The organism is Pseudarthrobacter leeuwenhoeki (genome assembly GCF_055412885.1).
Window position 1 is genome coordinate 19,921 of the sequence record NZ_JBVAYY010000013.1, and the last position, 17,468, is coordinate 37,388.

16 protein-coding genes and 1 pseudogene are annotated in these 17,468 nt (G+C 69.0%); 12 read left to right on the forward strand and 5 right to left on the reverse strand.

What is annotated here, in order from left to right:
* Window positions 1-26: 26 nt before the first annotated feature.
* Together ACZYX4_RS12895 and ACZYX4_RS12900 are read right to left on the reverse strand one after the other, a co-directional pair.
* Entirely contained in the window at window positions 27-626 is a 600-nt protein-coding gene (locus ACZYX4_RS12895) for a MarR family transcriptional regulator (protein WP_463876461.1), read from the reverse strand.
* A 523-nt stretch (window positions 627-1,149) separates the two neighbouring features.
* Window positions 1,150-1,401 (reverse strand): hypothetical protein, encoded by a 252-nt coding sequence (locus ACZYX4_RS12900; protein ID WP_463876463.1) that lies wholly within the window; start codon window positions 1,399-1,401, stop codon window positions 1,150-1,152.
* A 445-nt stretch (window positions 1,402-1,846) separates the two neighbouring features.
* On the opposite strand from ACZYX4_RS12900, the gene ACZYX4_RS12905 reads away from it, so the two are divergent.
* The gene (locus ACZYX4_RS12905) at window positions 1,847-4,264 is read left to right on the forward strand and encodes a phosphoketolase family protein (RefSeq protein WP_463876465.1); all 2,418 of its coding nucleotides are present in this window, start codon (window positions 1,847-1,849) and stop codon (window positions 4,262-4,264) included.
* Between the two features lie 24 nt (window positions 4,265-4,288).
* Here ACZYX4_RS12905 and ACZYX4_RS12910 read toward each other — a convergent pair whose 3' ends face one another.
* From ACZYX4_RS12910 to ACZYX4_RS12920, 3 genes and pseudogenes are all read right to left on the reverse strand, one after another.
* Window positions 4,289-5,050: a DUF429 domain-containing protein gene (locus ACZYX4_RS12910; RefSeq protein WP_463876666.1), complete on the reverse strand. Its 762-nt coding sequence runs from the start codon at window positions 5,048-5,050 to the stop codon at window positions 4,289-4,291.
* Between the two features lie 37 nt (window positions 5,051-5,087).
* A pseudogene (locus ACZYX4_RS12915) lies at window positions 5,088-6,399 on the reverse strand (carboxylesterase family protein).
* 148 nt (window positions 6,400-6,547) lie between these two features.
* On the reverse strand, window positions 6,548-7,036 hold the full coding sequence (locus tag ACZYX4_RS12920; protein ID WP_463876467.1) for an inorganic diphosphatase: 489 nt from the start codon (window positions 7,034-7,036) through the stop codon (window positions 6,548-6,550).
* Window positions 7,037-7,189: 153 nt separating this feature from the next.
* Here ACZYX4_RS12920 and dacB point away from each other — a divergent pair, with 153 nt between their 5' ends.
* From dacB to ACZYX4_RS12975, 11 genes are all read left to right on the forward strand, one after another.
* Window positions 7,190-8,707, forward strand: coding sequence for a D-alanyl-D-alanine carboxypeptidase/D-alanyl-D-alanine endopeptidase (gene dacB / locus ACZYX4_RS12925; RefSeq protein ID WP_463876469.1), 1,518 nt, complete (start codon window positions 7,190-7,192; stop codon window positions 8,705-8,707).
* 86 nt (window positions 8,708-8,793) lie between these two features.
* A complete protein-coding gene (locus ACZYX4_RS12930) occupies window positions 8,794-9,912 on the forward strand; it encodes a zinc-dependent metalloprotease (protein ID WP_463876471.1) in 1,119 nt (372 codons plus the stop codon).
* 119 nt (window positions 9,913-10,031) lie between these two features.
* Window positions 10,032-11,069, forward strand: coding sequence for a tRNA lysidine(34) synthetase TilS (tilS, locus tag ACZYX4_RS12935; RefSeq protein ID WP_463876668.1), 1,038 nt, complete (start codon window positions 10,032-10,034; stop codon window positions 11,067-11,069).
* Between the two features lie 29 nt (window positions 11,070-11,098).
* Window positions 11,099-11,650: a hypoxanthine phosphoribosyltransferase gene (gene hpt, locus ACZYX4_RS12940; RefSeq protein WP_463876473.1), complete on the forward strand. Its 552-nt coding sequence runs from the start codon at window positions 11,099-11,101 to the stop codon at window positions 11,648-11,650.
* A 208-nt stretch (window positions 11,651-11,858) separates the two neighbouring features.
* Entirely contained in the window at window positions 11,859-13,928 is a 2,070-nt protein-coding gene (ftsH, locus tag ACZYX4_RS12945; RefSeq protein WP_463876475.1) for an ATP-dependent zinc metalloprotease FtsH, read from the forward strand.
* A 9-nt stretch (window positions 13,929-13,937) separates the two neighbouring features.
* Window positions 13,938-14,579: a GTP cyclohydrolase I FolE gene (folE, locus tag ACZYX4_RS12950; RefSeq protein WP_463876477.1), complete on the forward strand. Its 642-nt coding sequence runs from the start codon at window positions 13,938-13,940 to the stop codon at window positions 14,577-14,579.
* Window positions 14,580-14,587: 8 nt separating this feature from the next.
* Window positions 14,588-15,529: a dihydropteroate synthase gene (folP, locus tag ACZYX4_RS12955; RefSeq protein WP_463876479.1), complete on the forward strand. Its 942-nt coding sequence runs from the start codon at window positions 14,588-14,590 to the stop codon at window positions 15,527-15,529.
* 14 nt (window positions 15,530-15,543) lie between these two features.
* A complete protein-coding gene (gene folB, locus ACZYX4_RS12960) occupies window positions 15,544-15,912 on the forward strand; it encodes a dihydroneopterin aldolase (protein WP_463876481.1) in 369 nt (122 codons plus the stop codon).
* The gene (folK, locus tag ACZYX4_RS12965; protein ID WP_463876483.1) at window positions 15,909-16,436 is read left to right on the forward strand and encodes a 2-amino-4-hydroxy-6-hydroxymethyldihydropteridine diphosphokinase; all 528 of its coding nucleotides are present in this window, start codon (window positions 15,909-15,911) and stop codon (window positions 16,434-16,436) included. Before folB ends, folK begins: the two co-directional genes overlap by 4 nt.
* Window positions 16,436-16,957 (forward strand): DUF3180 domain-containing protein, encoded by a 522-nt coding sequence (locus tag ACZYX4_RS12970; RefSeq protein ID WP_463876670.1) that lies wholly within the window; start codon window positions 16,436-16,438, stop codon window positions 16,955-16,957. Before folK ends, ACZYX4_RS12970 begins: the two co-directional genes overlap by 1 nt.
* Window positions 16,938-17,450, forward strand: a complete 513-nt coding sequence (locus tag ACZYX4_RS12975) for a PH domain-containing protein (RefSeq protein WP_463876485.1) — start codon at window positions 16,938-16,940, stop codon at window positions 17,448-17,450. The genes ACZYX4_RS12970 and ACZYX4_RS12975 overlap by 20 nt, the downstream gene beginning before the upstream one ends.
* Window positions 17,451-17,468: the final 18 nt, after the last annotated feature.

Genomic DNA, 17,468 nt, shown 5'->3' on the forward strand with positions numbered 1-17,468 from the left:
GGGGCTGGCCTACAACGGGCCTGCTGTCAGCGCACCTCGAGGATGAGGCCCAGGAGCCTGGCCGCGGCGGGCCGCGCCGCGTGTTCCTCGTTCCACTGTGACCGGGCCACGGCCTTGCTGACCGCCTGGGTGGTGATCCCGAGTTCCTCGGCCACGGCCTTCTGCTGTCCGCGGACCCCGGGGGTCAGCAGGTCCAGGACCCGCCATTCCGCGGGGCTGCGGTCGTGCACGATGTGCCCCAGCAGCCGGAGCACGGCCTCGGACTCCGCGGCGAGGTCGGCCAGCGGGCCCTCCACGGCCACCGGGATCCGGTCCTTGCCGTTGCGCAGCCGGTCGACGGCCCGGCGGGCGTAAATCAGCCCGTGGCCGGAGGCGTCCTTGATCTGGTTCGGGAGGGGTTCATTGACGGGCCCGACACCGATGCCGACGTACCAGCTGCCGGTCCGCAACGCGATCATCGCCGCTTCGACGGCCTGCCGAGGAGAGTCCACAATGCCCTGGACCTCGTCCTCAACCGAGCGGTCGAAATCGAGGCGCGCCGGGATGTGCCGCAGGTCCTTGAGGAGCTGCGGCACGCAGTCGCCGTCGCGCCGGCTGTCTGTCTGGTTGATGGTCAGGGTGAACATTCTGGATCCACACTACCCGGTGGTAGTTTCGTGGCAAATGTCTTAGTCCAGCCTCGTATTTTGGCTGACGGGGGCCGGTGGCAACGCAGAATCGGACGTCCCGCCGGCCGGCGGGAGACCGGCATCGGACACCGCCTGCTCAATGGCCCCGACCAGGCCCGCCGGGGATTCCCTGGTGCCGAAGGTGAAGAAGCGGGCTGGATGTTTCCGGCAGCCTGCCCCGGGCTGAGCGCGGCGTCCGTTCCCCGGAACACCACCGCATACCGTCCGTGCACGCCCAGGGAAGTCTTCCCGCTGCGCTCGAGGGTCTGCAGCAGAGCGTCCGCCTCGGTCCCGGGCGGGGCTTCGACGGCCCGGGGGGAGCCGGGCACGATGTCCTGCCAGTAGAAGGCCCTGGCCGTATGATTCTGGGCACAGCCGTACAACAGGCCGCGGTCGAACACCAGCAGCCGGCGGAAACTCCACAACAACGTCATGGACCACCAGATCAGTCCGGTGCCGGACGAGCCAGGTCCTGCCCTTCTCACCCACCCTGGTTCCCGTGGCCATAGAGCCCGGGCAGCCGGTGGTGCTCCAGTTCTGCGGCCTGCTGCAGCGCCGCAACTTTGGGATCCGGCACGGGCGCGGCGCCTCCGGCCACCCCGGAACGGCAATCAATGGAGACGAAATTTGCGGAGAAACTGTCCCCGCCTCCGCCGCTGAACGCTGCGGCAATCGACAGGAACAGATAGAGGGGTGCAAAGGACCAGCAGACAGCACGCCAGCCGCCAGCCACGCGCCCGACGTTGTGCCGTCGCTGATGCGGACGGACCGCATGCCGGCGGCGGCGTCACCGACGCTGCCCAAGGACCCCCAGACCATCCCGTAGGCGAAGAGGACGGCGAACCAGACCGCCGCCAGTGCCGCGGCGAAGAGGCCCGCGCTGTCCAGGAGGGCGAAGGACAGCGGGCCGAGTGCCAGGTTCTGGACCAGCGAATTCAGCACCGCCATCAGGACCCCGGCCGCCACCATAGCCACCAGCGCATCCAGGCTGCGGCCCCAGAAGTGGGCCCATCCCGGTTTTGGCACGTACAAGGCGTCGGACGCCGTGTGCCGGCGGACGGGGAGCCCGTTGTTCCACGATGGGGACACGTGCCCATGCCAGCGTGGACCGGGCTGGTAGCCTCAACTGCGCAGGGATGTTGCGATGGAGGCTGCGCCACCGGCGGGGCCCGAATGAGATGAGGACTGCAGTGAGACGTGACGCGAATGGCGCCCGGCCCGGCGACACCGAACTGGAGCTCGTGGACCGCTGGTGGCGGGCCGCCAACTACCTGTCCGTGGGGCAGATCTATCTCCGTTCCAACCCCCTGCTGCGGGAACCTCTGAGCGCCGGCAACACCAAGTCCAGGCTGCTGGGCCACTGGGGCACCACCCCGGGCCTGAACTTCGTCTACGCCCACCTGAACCGGGTCATCCGCCGGGACAACCAGAGCATGCTGTTTATTGCCGGGCCCGGCCACGGCGGGCCCGCAGTGGTGGCGAACGCCTGGCTTGAGGGCACCTACTCCGAGATCTACAGCAATGTCGGCGACGACGTCCAGGGCATGGCGGAACTCTTCCGGCAGTTCTCCTACCCGGGCGGAATCCCCAGCCACGCCGCCCCCGAAACCCCGGGCTCCATCAGCGAGGGCGGAGAGCTCGGCTATTCCCTGGCGCACGCCTACGGCTCCGTGTTCGACAATCCGGACCTGATCACCGCCGTCGTGATCGGCGACGGCGAGGCCGAAACCGGGCCGCTGGCCGCGAGCTGGCACTCGCACAACTTCCTGGACCCGGTCCATGACGGCGCGGTGCTGCCCATCCTGCACCTGAATGGCTACAAGATCGCCAACCCCACCATCCTGGCCCGCATGCCCGAATCACAGCTGGAACAGCTGCTCCGCGGTTACGGGCACGAGCCGCACTTTGTGACCGTGGGCCATCCGGACGACACGGCAGCCGCGCACCGGGACTTCGCCGCAGTCCTGGACGAGTGCCTCACGGAGATCCGGTCCATCCAGGCCACCCGCCGGGGCGGACCGGCAGACGATGGACCGGCGGGGGACGCCCCGGCCGCGCGCTGGCCCATGATCGTGCTGCGGTCGCCGAAGGGCTGGACCGGGCCCAGGATAGTCGACGGACTGCAGGTGGAAGGAACGTGGCGGAGCCATCAGGTGCCGCTGTCCGAAGTGCGCACCAATCCGCAGCATTTGGCGCAGCTGGGGGAGTGGCTCGAATCGTACCGGCCCGACGAGCTCTTCGACGACGCCGGGCGCCTGCGGCCCGACGTCGCGGCGAACGCCCCCGGCGGCGCACTCCGGATGAGCGCCACCCCGTACTCGAACGGCGGCGTGCTGCTGCGCGACTTGAAGCTGCCGGACTACGAGGACCATGCTGTCCCGGTGGCGCAGCCGGGAGTCGAGCGGGTCAGCGCCATGATCACGCTGGGACCCTGGCTCCGCGACGTGATCGCCCAGAACCCGGAGACGTTCAGGCTGTTCGGCCCGGACGAGACGGCATCCAACCGCCTGCAGGACGTCTACGAGGTCACGGACAAGGTGTGGCAGTACCGGATCGAGGAACTCGATGAGCATCTGGCCCGCGCCGGACGGGTCATGGAGGTCCTCAGCGAACACCTCTGCCAGGGCTGGCTGGAGGGGTACCTGCTGACCGGCCGGCACGGCGTGTTCAGCTGCTACGAGGCGTTCATCCACATCGTCGATTCCATGTTCAACCAGCACGCCAAATGGCTCAAGGTGCACCGTGAACTTCCCTGGCGGCAGCCGGTCGCCTCGCTGAACTACCTGCTGTCCTCGCATGTCTGGCAGCAGGACCACAACGGCTTCTCACACCAGGATCCCGGCTTCATCGACCACGCCGTGAACAAAAAGGCCGAGGTCATCCGCGTCTACCTGCCTCCGGACGCGAACACGCTGCTCTCCGTGATGGAGCATTGCCTCGATTCCCGGGACTACGTCAACATCGTGGTCAGCGGCAAGCAGCCCTCGCCGACCTGGCTGGGCCCCGCCGACGCCGCGCACCACTGCCAGCGCGGCCTGGGAATCTGGGAGTTCGCCGGCTCCGAAGTCCCCGGCGAGGAACCCGACGTCGTGCTGGCCTGCGCCGGGGACGTGCCCACGGTCGAGACGGTCGCCGCCGCGGAACTGCTGAAGGCCGGTGCCCCGGGACTGAAGATCCGGGTGGTCAACGTGGTGGACCTGATGCGGCTCCAGGACGCCAGCGAACACCCGCACGGCCTGACGTCCCGGGACTTCGACGGGATCTTCACGGCGGACAAGCCCATCATTTTCGCCTACCACGGCTATCCGTCCCTGATCCACCAGCTGGCGTACCGGCGGACCAACCGGGAGGGCCTGCACGTCCGCGGCTACAAGGAGGAGGGCACCACCACGACGGCCTTCGATATGGCCATGCTCAACGGGATTGACCGTTTCCAGCTCGCCATCGACGCGATCGACCGGGTGCCGGGCCTGGCGGAAAAGCATTCACTGCTGCGGCAGGCGCTGCAGGACAGCCGGATCCGGGCGCACAACCACACCCGGGACCACGGCGAGGACTCGGCGGAAATCAGCGGCTGGACCCTCGGCCGGGAGTAGCCCCGCTACCAGCAGCCGCCGCGGCTAGGGCCGGACGCCGTTGAGCCCGTCCAGCCCGCCGGTGGGCAGGTGGATCCAGCCCTCGGTCAAAGCGGCGCCGGCATGGGCGGCGTCGGGGCGGAGAGTTCCGCCGAGGGCCACGGCCCGCGCGGTGAGGGAGGCGATGAGCGCGTCGAACATGTCATCGGAGCCCGCCAGCCGGTCCCCGTGTCCGGCCAGGTCCAGCCAGGGTGCTGCCTGCTGCAGCCCGTCAAGAAGCACGGCCAGCCGTTCGGATTCAGCGCCGCCGCGGCCCTTGTAGCCCCGGGCCGGCAGGCCCCAGGATTTCAGCGACGCCGCCGGGTAGACTTCGGCGAGCCGGCCGCTGCCGTCCCGGGCCTGCGGGCCGTGGTCCCGGGAGATTTTGGCCTGGATGACGGCGCAGCGCATCGCCGGGTGGGCCAGACGGTCGGCGGAAACGCTGAGCGGGATCAGCCCGGTGCGGGCGGTGACGAAACGGTCGGTGTCCCGGTAGGCCAGCAGCCGGCGTCCTTCGATTCCGTCATAGTCCAGCACGGGGTGCTGTTCGAAGGCCAGATGCCCGGCCAGGAAGGGCAGGAAGGCGTCCGGCCAGCCCACGGGACAGTCGATCCCGGTCATGTCGCTGGCGCCGAAGAGCTGCACAATCTCCTCGTCGCCGACGTCGAGGGCCAGATGCGCCAGGCGGGCTGAACCGCTGTCCCATTCGAGCACGGCGGCTGCGGTCTTCCGGGTGGCTGCGGCGAGGTCGACGCCGAGGGTCCTCACCGCGGTCTGCCCGGGTCGGCTTCCGGAAGCCTGCACGTCATCCGGCCCGGACCGCGCGGTACCGGAGGGCGCCGGGAAGTCCGCCCCGGCTGTCCAGGCCGTCCCCGGCGGCGAAGCGGGCCCACACGGCGCGGAGGGCCCGGCCCTGGGCGTTGATTTCCTCCCAGCTGGCGCCCTTGAGCAGCCCGGCACCTTCCCAGGTCTGTTTGTCGCCGAACAGCAGCGGCAGGTCGACGGTGTGCGCGGCCCCGTAGACGTTGCCCGGCGCCGCCCAGGAGAGCACGTAGCTGTAAGCCGTGCCGCCGGCCTGGGCGTGCCGCCGGGCGAACCTCCTGGCGGCCCGGCCGTACACCGCCTCAGTCACGGCCCAGTTGATGGTTTTGACGACGGCGGTCCCGAGCACCGGAACCTTGGCCACCCGGCCGACGACGGGGTTGCGCGGCAGGAACAGCCGGGCTTCCCCGGAGGTGTGTCCGATCAGGACCTCGATCCCGGGGGCGGTGGCGTCCCAGGCGTCCTCAATGCCGGATTCCGGCGGCAAGGGGGAGTGCCCGTACTGGGTGCCGAACGGCATGGCCGCGATCAGCCCGAACTTCCGGGCCACCTGCGACACGTGCCCTTCAATCTCCACGACGTCCATCGCCGGGGTGTCTTCGGTGACGTGCTCCGCCGCGATGCCCATCGCGGTGCTCATCTTTTCCCGGCCGCGGGTAATGCCCAGGGGCGCGCTTTGAATGATGGCGCGCTGGAAGAGGGTGGGGGCCTCCGGCGTCGCCTCCGGCGGACTGCCCGAACGCGGTGACCCGTCCCGGGTCGCCGCCGAAGGCGCTGATGTTGCGCCGGACCCAGCGGAACGCCTCAAGCTGGTCCAGCAGGCCGAGGTTCGCGGGCCGGCCCGTGCCGGTAGCGAGGTAGCCGAACAGGCCCAGCCGGTACGTCACGGACACCACGATGACCCGGTTTTCGGCGACGAGGGCCTTGGGGTCGAAAATGGCCAGGTCGCCGGAGCCGGAGGTGTAGGACCCGCCGTGAAGCCACACCATCACGGGGACCCTGTCGTCCGCGGTGAGGCCGGCCGGCATGGTGATGGAGAGCCGCTGGCAGTCCTCACTTCCGGGGAGCTCCCCGTAGCGGGTCCCGAGGATGTCGTCCAGGAACGGCACCGGGGCCTGCGGGCATGCCGGTGACAGCGAGGTGGCCGCGAGGACTTCGGCCCGGTCCGGCGCACTCACCGGGGCCCGGAAACGTCCTGCGGCGGCATAGGGGATTCCGGTGGCCCGCACGACGTCACCGTCATGCCAGCCCGTGACCGGACCGGAGGGAGGACTAAAGGCAGGCTCGGCGTTCATAAGCCTACGATTTCACACATTCCTTACCCGTCACTGACAGCGGCCCATCGCCCTGGGCAGCGCCTTAAACAGCAACGCGGGGTCACTTGCGGCCCATATCCGGGGGCCGGATGGGCGGTAAGTGACCCCGCGTTGGAGTTGGGGAACGTTAGTGCGTGGGGGGAACGTAACGCTTGATGGACGCCTCGAGCTCAGCCTCGGCGGCCGCGCGGTCGCCCCAGCCCTCGGCCTTGACCCACTTGCCCGGTTCCAGGTCCTTGTAACGGGAGAAGAAGTGCTCGATTTCCTTGATCAGGAATTCGCTGACGTCGCTGATCTCGTTGATGTGATCGAAGCGCGCGTCGACCGGCACGCAAAGCACCTTGGCGTCTCCGCCGCCGTCGTCGGTCATGTTGAACACGCCGATGGGGCGGGACTCAACAATGACGCCGGGGTGCAGGTCGAAGTCCTGCAGCAGCACCAGGGCGTCCAGCGGATCGCCGTCTTCGCCCAGGGTGTTCTCGAAGAACCCGTAGTGCGTGGGGTACTGCATCGAGGTGAACAGGACGCGGTCCAGACGGACGCGGCCCGTTTCGTGGTCGATTTCGTACTTAACGCGTGATCCCTTGGGGATCTCGATGGTCACGTCATGCTTCATGGAATACTCCTCGACGAATTCAGGGGGTTCGCGGCACCCGTGGCATCCACAAAAAGCAGCGCCGGTACCGCCGACTACTATTGAGGATATAGCGAGAGGCCCACGTTTCCGGAACTAATGGGGACATTTCAGGACTTAAGGACCGGCAGCAGCATGAAACGCAGAACGAGCCGCCCGGGCGCTGACCCGGTGACCGGGACGCTGCGGCGGAACCTGCTGCTGGTGCTGCAGACCCTGCTCGTCGCGGTGCTCGCTCTTCCCGCCGGCGTTGCCGTCGCCCCCGCCTTCCTCGGCCCCGGCCACTCCGGAACCGCCGCACAGTCCACCCCGCCCTGGCACCAGGCCCCGGGCACACTGGCCGCCCGCGACGGCACGGCGGCCGGCCCGGCGGCGGGCACCACCCCGGACGGCATCGAACCGCTCACAGCCGACGCCCCCGTCCCGCAACCCGGTCCGCTCGCGGCCCAGCTCAACGAAACCCTCACGACCGACGGCCCCGGGAACTTTACCGGCGTGGTGCAGGACGCCCTCACCGGGGAGGTTCTCTTCGACCGGTCCGGCGACGAGGCCCGGGTTCCCGCCTCCAACATGAAGCTCCTCACGGCCGCCGTGGCCCTGCGCACCCTCGGCCCGGAACGCCGCTTCAGCACTAGGGCCGTGGCCGGGGCGGCCCCCGGGTCAGTCGTGCTGACCGGTGGCGGGGACGTGCTCCTCGGCGCCGGCGAATCGGTGCCCGGCGCCGTGCTGGGCCATGCCGGCCTGGCCAGCCTGGCGCAGTCGACCGTCCGGGCCCTGCAGGACGACGGCGTCTCCGTCCCCGTGACGGTCCTGCTGGACGACTCCCTGTTCACCGGCCCCGCGCTGAACCCGGCCTGGAACCTGGCGGATGTGGCGGCCGGCGAGGTGGCCCCGCTGTTCCCGCTGGCACTGAATTCGGCCCGCTCCGACCCGGCCGGGACCCCCGGGCCACGCCCCCAGGATGCCGCGATGAGCGCCGCCGAAGCGTTTTCCGCCCAGCTCGCGGCGGCGGCCGGCGCGGCCGGGCTGACGGTGGCGCCGGGCGTCGCGCGGGTCCCCGCCGGAACGGACGACGGCGGCACCCGGGTCCTGGCCGAAGTCCAGTCCGCCACGGTGGGCCAGCAGGTCGACCTGCTGCTGCGCACCTCGGACAACTACCTGACCGAGGTGATCGGCCGCATGGCGGCGCTCGCGGCCGGACAGCCCGGCAGCAACGACGGCGCCGTCGCCACCGTGCTGCAGCAGCTCGAAGAGCTGAAAATCCCCGCCGCCAAGCTGCGCGCCGCCGACGTTTCCGGGCTGGCGCTGGCCAACCGGGTCTCCGCCCGGCAGCTCTCCGAAGTGGTCCGGACCATGACGTCGGGCACGGACACCCGGCTGCGCGCCGGCCTGGCCGGGTTCCCGGTCGCCGGGCTCACCGGAACCCTGGGGGACCGGTACCTGGACGACGCGGCGACGGCGGCCGGTGCAGGTCTGGTCCGGGCCAAGACCGGCACGCTGAACACGGTGATCGCCCTGAGCGGCTACGTCGTGGACGCCGACGGCCGGCTCCTGGTGTTTTCCTTCATCGGCAACGGTTTGACCCCGGGGGCGGGGAACAAAGCCGCGCTGGACCGCACCGCCACCGTCCTCGCCGGCTGCGGCTGCCGCTGACTGCTGCGGGTGCCGGCCGTGGGCGGCCGTTCGCCGCCCGACGAATTTCAGCCACAATGTCAGTCCCCTGTGATCTGATGGAGCCTATGGAGTCCTCTGCCCGCGAGACATCAGCCCAAGCCCAAGCCCTGATCAACTGGGAGCTTGCCGCCTCCACTGCCGCCCGCCTGACGCCGGCCGGCCCCACCCTGGGATCGGCGGAAATCGGCGCCGCCGTCGACAGCCTGCGGCTGATGGCGGACCTTTCCGTGCCGCACGTCCACGACATCACCGGTCTGGAGGCCGCCCGCGACCTGCGGGATTCCACGGTCCTTGTGGTGGACCGCGCCTCCTGGTCCAAGGCCAACACGCAGAGCTTCGCCGTGATGCTCCAACCAGCGATGGAAAAGATGCTCGATGGCCGCAGCGGCACCCTGAACCCCGGCGCGGCCAGCGTCAGCGGCGCCATCACAGGCAGCCAGCTCGGCGCCATCCTCGCCTTCCTCTCCAGCAAGGTCCTGGGCCAGTACGACCCCTTCTCGGCCCTTGCCGAGAACTCCACTGCCCCCGCCGGCGGCCGCCTGCTCCTCGTGGCGCCGAACATCATCTCCGTCGAGCGGGAAATCAACGTCGAACCCGAAGACTTCCGGCTCTGGGTCTGCCTCCATGAACAGACCCACCGTGTGCAGTTCGCCGCGGCACCCTGGCTGCGGCACCACATGCTGGCGGAGATCGACAGCCTCAGCGGGCAGCTGCTCGGCAACGTCGACTCCCTGATGGAACGGGCCTCAGCTGCCGCGAAATCGCTCAAGGACCGCTCCGCGTCCGGGTCCGCCCCCAGCCGGGGCGCCGTCCTCGACCTGCTGCAGAACCCCGAGGAAAAGGCGGCGATCTCGCGCCTGACCGCCCTCATGAGCCTGCTCGAAGGGCACGCCAACGTGGTCATGGACGCGGTCGACTCCAGCATTGTGCCCTCCGTGAAGACCATCCGGCAGCGCTTCAACTCCCGGGCCAAGGACCGCGGCGTGATCGAGAAGTTCATCCGCACCCTGCTCGGCCTGGACGCCAAGATGCGCCAGTACACCGACGGCTCCAAGTTTGTCCGCGAAGTCGTGGACGTGGCCGGGATGGAGGGCTTCAACAGGGTCTGGGAGTCCGCGGACCACCTGCCGACCGAGGCCGAAATCCACAATTCCCGGCTCTGGCTCGAGCGGATGGGGCACTAGCCCCCGTGACGTCCAGTCCCGCTTCCAGTCCCGGTTCCAGTCCCGATTCCGGCGGACGGCTCTCCAGCGGACGACGCCGGCCCGGCCGGCTGGCGCCCGTCGTCGGCACGGCGCGCAAGATGCTGCAGGACGCGCTGGCCGGAGCGGGTTACCCGGAACGGATCCTGGTCGCCTGCAGCGGCGGACCCGACTCACTGGCCCTCGCCGCCGTCGCCGCCTACTTCGCCCGCCGCGGGCACGTGGACGGCCACCCCGTCTCCGTGGGCGCCGCCGTCGTGGACCACCAGCTGCAGCCCGGTTCCGCCGATGTCGCCGCCGCCACCGCGGTGACGCTGCGGGACCTGGGGCTCTCGCCCGTGCAGGTCAGGACGGTCGAGGTTGCCTCCACCGGGATGGGGCCGGAGGCGGCTGCCCGGGACGCCCGGCACGCCGCCCTGGAAGCCGCCGCGGACGGCACCGGCGCCCGGGCCATCCTGCTCGGCCACACCCTTGATGACCAGGCCGAACAGGTGCTGCTGGGGCTGGCCCGCGGCTCCGGAACCCGTTCCCTGGCGGGCATGCGGCCCGCCCGCGGCCGCCTGCTGCGGCCCTTCCTGGGACTGCGCCGCGCGGACACCCTTGAGATCTGCGAGGTCGAGGGCCTTGACCCCTGGCACGATCCCAGCAACGCGGATCCGGCGTTTGCGCGGTCCCGGACCCGCGTCGAGGTGCTGCCGCTGCTCGAGGAGAAGCTGGGCCCGGGGGTGGCCGAATCGCTTGCGCGTACTGCGGCGATCCTGCAGCTGGACGCCGATTACCTCGAGGACGTGGCCAAGGACACCTTCGACCGGCTGCGGGAACCCTCCGGCGCCACCATCAGCCTCCCGGAGGAGGCCCTGCGCGGGCTGGCACCGGCAGTAAGGTTCCGGGTCATCGCCAAGGCCGCGGCCGCCGTAGGAGGCGTCCAGCCCAGTTACCAGCGGTTGCTCGCCGCGGAAGCACTGCTGCGCCGGCAGGGATCGGCGGGCCCGGTGGAGCTTCCCGGCGGGGTCAGTGTCTACCGGCTCTCGCTCGCCCAGCTCGTGGCCGAAGGGCAGTCCGGCCCCGGCGGTGTTCCCCGCGAAGCGGCCCGCTGTGGGAAGCTTGTATTCCGGCCTCAAAAACCGCCCAGAATATAGTTGCCCCCGCATCTACACAGGAGTTATTGGTGGATTCAAACGACGTCCAGGCAGATCTCAAGCACGTTCTTTACTCCAAGGAGCAGATCCAGTCACGGATCACCGAACTCGCTGCCCAGATCGACAAGGACTACGAGGGCCGCGATCTGTTGATCGTCGGCGTGCTCAAGGGCGCTGTGATGGTCATGGCCGACCTCGCCCGTGCCCTTCACAGCCACGTTTCCATGGACTGGATGGCCGTCTCGTCCTACGGGTCCGGCACGCAGTCCTCGGGCGTGGTCCGCATCCTCAAGGACCTCGACACGGACCTCATGGGCAAGGATGTCCTGATCGTCGAGGACATCATTGACTCCGGACTGACCCTGTCCTGGCTCAAAACAAACCTGGAATCCCGCGGCACGGCCTCGGTGGAAATCTGCACCGCGTTCCGCAAGCCCACAGCCTTGAAGGTCCAGCTCGACGTCAAGTACGTCGGCTACGACATCCCCAACGAGTTCGTGGTGGGCTACGGCCTGGACTACGCCGAGAAGTACCGCAACCTGGACTTCGTCGGCACCCTGGCGCCGCACGTCTACGAGTAGCGCGCCGCCGCGTCCGGCAGGACAGGCCCGGCGCGGACCTGCTGGGGGCTGGTCCCGCCCGGCCCCGCTACGCCCTCAGGGAACTTTTGGACTTCACCGTGCGTGAGCTACTGCGACGGTGTATAGCTAGACACTGACGCAGCACCACACGCGCGCAGAACGGTCGCCGTGCAGCACTACCAGGAGGGACGGGGCCTGCCCCGAACAGATGAAAGTTAAGAGTTTCTTCAAGGGCCCGGGCATCTGGATCATCGTTGTTGTTGGCATGCTCCTGCTCGCCTTTGCCACCCTGTCCCCGGGCGGCTCAACCCGGATCGATACGGACAAGGGTCTCGCTCTGCTGACCGACGCCGGCGGCAAGGTTGAACAGGCAAAGATCTTCGACGCGGAAAACCGCGTGGACCTGGTCCTGAAGGAAAATCTGCAGATTGACGGCCAGGACAAAGGTAAGGACATCCAGTTCTACTACGTCAACGCCCGCGCGGATGACGTCGTCAAAGCCGTCACGGACTCCCGGCCCCCGAGCGGCTACACCGACCAGCCGGTCGAGAACAACTTCTTCGCCGGACTGTTCTCCCTTCTGATCCCGGTCCTCCTGCTTGGTGTCCTCTTCTGGTTCCTGCTCTCCCGGATGCAGGGCGGCGGCTCCAAGGTCATGCAGTTCGGCAAGTCCAAGGCCAAGCTGGTCAACAAGGACATGCCCCAGGTCACCTTCAGCGACGTCGCCGGAGCCGATGAAGCCGTCGAGGAACTCGAAGAAATCAAGGAATTCCTCCAGGAACCGGCGAAGTTCCAGGCCGTGGGGGCCAAGATCCCCAAGGGCGTGCTGCTCTACGGTCCTCCCGGCACCGGCAAGACCCTGCTGGCCCGCGCCGTCGCCGGCGAGGCCGGCGTTCCCTTCTTCTCCATCTCCGGTTCCGACTTCGTCGAAATGTTCGTCGGCGTGGGCGCCTCCCGTGTCCGCGACCTGTTCGAGCAGGCCAAGCAGAACGCTCCCGCCATCATCTTCGTGGACGAGATCGACGCCGTCGGCCGCCACCGTGGTGCCGGCATCGGCGGCGGCAATGACGAACGCGAGCAGACCCTCAACCAGCTGCTGGTCGAAATGGACGGCTTCGACGTCAAGACCAACGTCATCCTGATCGCCGCCACCAACCGCCCGGACGTGCTTGACCCGGCACTCTTGCGCCCCGGCCGCTTCGACCGCCAGATCTCCGTCGAGGCCCCCGACCTGATCGGCCGCGACCAGATCCTGAAGGTCCATGCCAAGGGCAAGCCGATGGCTCCCGGGGTCGACCTGAAGGCCGTGGCCAAGAAGACCCCCGGCTACACCGGCGCGGACCTGGCCAACGTCCTCAACGAGGCGGCCCTGCTGACCGCGCGCTCCAACGCCAACCTGATCGACGACCGCGCCCTCGACGAGGCCATAGACCGGGTGATGGCCGGCCCGCAGAAGCGCAGCCGCGTCATGAAGGAGCAGGAACGCAAGGTCACCGCGTACCACGAAGGCGGGCACGCCCTCGTAGCCGCGGCCCTGCGGAACTCGGCTCCGGTCACCAAAATCACGATCCTGCCCCGCGGCCGCGCCCTGGGCTACACCATGGTGGTTCCGGAGAACGACAAGTACTCCATCACGCGCAACGAACTGCTCGACCAGATGGCCTACGCCATGGGCGGCCGTGTCGCTGAAGAGCTGGTCTTCCACGACCCGTCCACGGGCGCGTCCAACGACATTGAGAAGGCCACCGGGATCGCCCGCAAGATGGTCACCGAGTTCGGCATGAGCGAACGCGTCGGCGCCGTGCGCCTCGGCCAGGGCGGCGGCGAGCCCTTCCTGGGCCGCGACGCCGGCCACGAGCGCAACTACTCCGACCAGATCGCCTACATCGTCGACGAGGAAGTGCGCCGCCTCATCGAGGGTGCCCACGACGAGGCTTACGCCATCCTCGTTGAGAACCGCGACGTCCTGGATGAACTGGCACTCGAACTGCTGGAACGCGAAACGCTGAACCAGGCCGAAATCGCGGAGGTCTTCACCAACATCCGCAAGCGGGATTTCCGCGAGATCTGGCTCTCCAAGGAAACCCGTCCGATCCAGGACGTCGGCCCGGTGGAGTCCCGCCGGGAGAAGGCCGAACGCGAAGCGCAGGAAGAAGCCAAGGAAGCCCGCCTCAAGGAACCGCTGGACACGTTCCCGCCGCACGCCCACGGAGTCTCCGGACAGGAGTCGTTCCAAGGCGGTGTTACGGATCTCGGGCCTGATGGCCATCCCGGCTAGGCTTCTTCCGTGACTTCTTTCTTCAACGACGACGACGACGCTCCCGCCACCGGTCCTGTGGCGGCGGGAGCGCCCGTCCCCGGCCCCGCCGTGGACCAGCCCCGGATCGAGGCGGCTGTCCGTGAGATCCTGCTGGCCATCGGCGAGGACCCGGACCGCAGCGGCCTCCTGGACACCCCCAGGCGGGTCGCCAAGGCGTACACCGAGATGTTCGCCGGGCTCCACCACGATCCGGCGGAAATCCTGGGCACCACCTTCGACCTGGACCACGAGGAACTCGTCCTGGTCAAGGACATCCCGTTCTACTCCACCTGCGAGCACCACCTCGTGCCGTTCCACGGGGTCGCCCATGTGGGCTACATTCCCTCGCATGACGGGAAAGTGACCGGCCTGAGCAAACTGGCGCGGCTGGTGGACATGTTCGCCCGCCGCCCCCAGGTCCAGGAACGCCTCACCACCCAGATTGTCGAAGCCCTCGTCACCCACCTCAAGCCGCGCGGCGCAATCGTCGTCGTCGAATGCGAGCACCTCTGCATGTCCATGCGCGGCATCCGCAAGCCCGGCGCCAAAACCGTCACCAGCGCGGTACGCGGGCAACTCCATGACCCGGCCACCCGTGCCGAAGCCATGAGCCTCATCATCGGAAGGTAAGAACACAGATGGACTCCCTAGCCGCAACCCCCGGAACCGGACCGGCGACTTCGCCCCTTCCCGTCCTGCGCAAGTCCCGCCCGGCCGCCACATTCGGTAACCTCCCCACGGACCGGACGCTCGTGATGGGGATCCTGAACGTCACCCCGGACTCCTTCAGCGACGGCGGCAAGTACGCCGCCGCGGACACCGCCATCGCCGCCGGCCTGCGGATGTTCTACGGCGGTGCCGACATCATCGACGTCGGCGGTGAATCCACCCGCCCGGGAGCGGCCGAGGTCGGCGTCGAGGAGGAGCAGCGCCGGGTGCTGCCCGTGATCCAGGCGCTGGTGAAGGCCGGGGCCCTGGTCAGCATCGACACCACGCACGCCGCCACCGCCGCAGCGGCGCTGGACGCCGGCGCCGCCATCATCAATGATGTCTCAGGGCTGAGCCTGGAGCCCGCGATGGCCGAACTGGTGGCCCGCAGCAAAGCCCCGTACATCCTCACGCACCGCCGCGGCAACGCCAGCACGATGGACTCCCTGACCGAGTACGGGAACGTTGCGGAAGACGTGGCCGCGGAACTTGCCGGCGTCCGCGACAAGCTGTACGCGGCCGGCGTCGCACCGGAACAGGTCATCGTGGATCCGGGACTGGGCTTCTCCAAGAACGAGGAGCAGAACTGGGAACTGCTCCGCCGCCTCGACGTCCTGCAGGCCATGGGCCACAGGGTGCTCGTTGCGGCCTCCCGCAAGCGCTTCCTCGGCAGCCTCCTGACCGTGGCCGGCAAGGCTGCCCCGCCCGCCGAACGCGACGCCGCCACCGCCGCTGTCTCCGCCATCAGCGCCCACCGGGGCGCCTGGGCGGTCCGCGTGCACGACGTCGGCCCCAGCCTCGACGCCGTCAAGGTCGCCGCCCGCATGACCCCGGCGCAGCCACCAGCTGCGCCGGCCGCCGGCGACAACTGAACCGACAGGCCACCATGGACCAGATCACGCTGAGCGGCGTCACCGCCGTCGGCCACCACGGAGTGTTGGATTTCGAGCGGCGCAACGGCCAGCCGTTCGTGGTTGATGCCGTACTGCACCTGGACTTCAGCCGCGCCGCCGCCTCCGACGACGTGCTCGACACCGCGCACTACGGTGAAGTGGCCGAATGCATCAGGGGCTGGATCACGGGGGAGCCGCTGAACCTGATCGAAGCGCTGGCCGTGCGGATCGCCGGGGACGTGCTGGCGAAGTTCCCCGTGGCCGCCGTGGACATCACCGTGCACAAACCCAAGGCCCCGATCGAAGTCGAATTCGGCGACGTCTCCGTCAGCGTGCGGCGGACCCGGGAGGAACAGCCATGAGCTACACCCGGGCCGTGCTCGCGCTCGGCAGCAACCTGGGGGCGCGCAACGACACCCTCTCGGCGGCCGTCGCGGACATCGTCGACCCGCCCGAGGTCCGCCTCCTGGCCATCTCGCCGATCGTGCAGACCAAAGCCGTCGGCGGGCCGGCCGGCCAGCCGGACTTCCTCAACATGGTGATCGCCGTGGAGACCACGCTGGCGCCCCGTGAGCTGCTGCAGCACTGCCACGCGGTGGAGCGGAAACATCTCCGCGTCCGCGGCGAGCACTGGGGCCCGCGCACCCTCGACGTGGACATCATCACCTACGGGGAGCTGGCCAGTTCCGACCCGGAGCTGACCCTGCCCCACCCGCGCGCGGCCCAGCGGGCGTTCGTGCTCTACCCGTGGTCGCTCATCGACCCCGGCGCCGAGCTCAACGGCGAACGCGTCGGCGAGCTCGCCGCCAGGGCCGCCGACTTCGCCGACCTCGTGCCCTTCGACGGCTTCGAAAACCTCCACGGCGCGTCCGGAGATCTCGCGTGATGAAGCTGACCAGCCCCCTGGTGCTGCTGGCGATCAGCGTGGCCGTGGCGATCCTGGGCTGGCTGGCCGCCGTGCTGAGCACCCGCTACGGGCTGAGCACCCCTGTGCTGCCCCTCACCGGACTCATCACGATGGGCGTGATTGTGGTGCTCACCCTCGTGCTGGGCATCCGGGTCCTCCGCTGGCGGAACGGCAAAAAGAAAAAAATGCTCAACCCGATCCTGGCCGCCTTGACCCTCGTCCTCGCCCAGGCCTGTGCCTACACCGGCAGTTTGCTGCTGGGCTGGCATGCCGGGATCTTCGTTGACCAGCTGCGCCTCTGGAACCTGCGCAGTGACCAGACCATCGCCTGGCAGGCCCTCGCCATGGCCGGCGGCGGCCTGGCCATGATCGGGGCTGGCCTGATGGTGGAACGTTTCTGCCGGATACCGCCCGAGGAGGGCGACGGCGAAACGGCCCCGGGCCGGGCGGAAAAGCGCAAACCCAAAGCGGAAGGCGAATATGCGTACCGAGGCGATTGATCCCCCTGGCATCACATGGCTGCGTGTCTCGCCAAAATACGTCACGGTGCGGCTCGCCAGCTGGGCGCTGGCCAACCTCGTCGTCGTGGGGCTGCTGTGCGTTCCCCTGGTTCTCGTCGTCAACGGCCGGTGGGAAACCTTCCCGCTCTGGCTGGCCGTCGCGATCCCGGCCGTGATGCTGGTCCTGGCGCTGTGGCGGCTCCTGCTCATTCCCCGCCAGGTGCGTTCCATCGGCTACGCCGAGCGTGAAGATGACCTGCTCATCCGCCGCGGCATCTTCTTCCAGCGCACCCTCGTGGTCCCCTACGGCCGGATGCAGTACGTGGACATCGGCGCCGGTCCGGTGGAACGCGGCGTGGGCCTGTGCACGCTGAAACTGCACACCGCCTCCGCCGGCACCAACGCGGAAATCCCGGGCCTGCCCGCCGCGGAGGGCGCGCGGCTCCGCGAGCAGCTCTCCGCCCGTGGTGAAGCCCGGCTGGCCGGACTGTGACGGGTCCGTTGTGAGGTC

What these genes read in the sequence shown, in the direction of transcription:
- folK (WP_463876483.1), top strand. Translation starts at nt 15,909, where the DNA reads ATGAGCTACACCCGGGCCGTGCTCGCGCTCGGCAGCAACCTGGGGGCG.
- ACZYX4_RS12970 (WP_463876670.1), top strand. Translation starts at nt 16,436, where the DNA reads ATGAAGCTGACCAGCCCCCTGGTGCTGCTGGCGATCAGCGTGGCCGTG.
- tilS (WP_463876668.1), top strand. Translation starts at nt 10,032, where the DNA reads ATGCTGCAGGACGCGCTGGCCGGAGCGGGTTACCCGGAACGGATCCTG.
- ACZYX4_RS12975 (WP_463876485.1), top strand. Translation starts at nt 16,938, where the DNA reads ATGCGTACCGAGGCGATTGATCCCCCTGGCATCACATGGCTGCGTGTC.
- dacB (WP_463876469.1), top strand. Translation starts at nt 7,190, where the DNA reads ATGAAACGCAGAACGAGCCGCCCGGGCGCTGACCCGGTGACCGGGACG.
- folB (WP_463876481.1), top strand. Translation starts at nt 15,544, where the DNA reads ATGGACCAGATCACGCTGAGCGGCGTCACCGCCGTCGGCCACCACGGA.
- ACZYX4_RS12905 (WP_463876465.1), top strand. Translation starts at nt 1,847, where the DNA reads ATGAGGACTGCAGTGAGACGTGACGCGAATGGCGCCCGGCCCGGCGAC.
- folP (WP_463876479.1), top strand. Translation starts at nt 14,588, where the DNA reads ATGGACTCCCTAGCCGCAACCCCCGGAACCGGACCGGCGACTTCGCCC.
- ACZYX4_RS12930 (WP_463876471.1), top strand. Translation starts at nt 8,794, where the DNA reads ATGGAGTCCTCTGCCCGCGAGACATCAGCCCAAGCCCAAGCCCTGATC.
- ftsH (WP_463876475.1), top strand. Translation starts at nt 11,859, where the DNA reads ATGAAAGTTAAGAGTTTCTTCAAGGGCCCGGGCATCTGGATCATCGTT.
- ACZYX4_RS12920 (WP_463876467.1), bottom strand. Translation starts at nt 7,036, where the DNA reads ATGAAGCATGACGTGACCATCGAGATCCCCAAGGGATCACGCGTTAAG.
- ACZYX4_RS12895 (WP_463876461.1), bottom strand. Translation starts at nt 626, where the DNA reads ATGTTCACCCTGACCATCAACCAGACAGACAGCCGGCGCGACGGCGAC.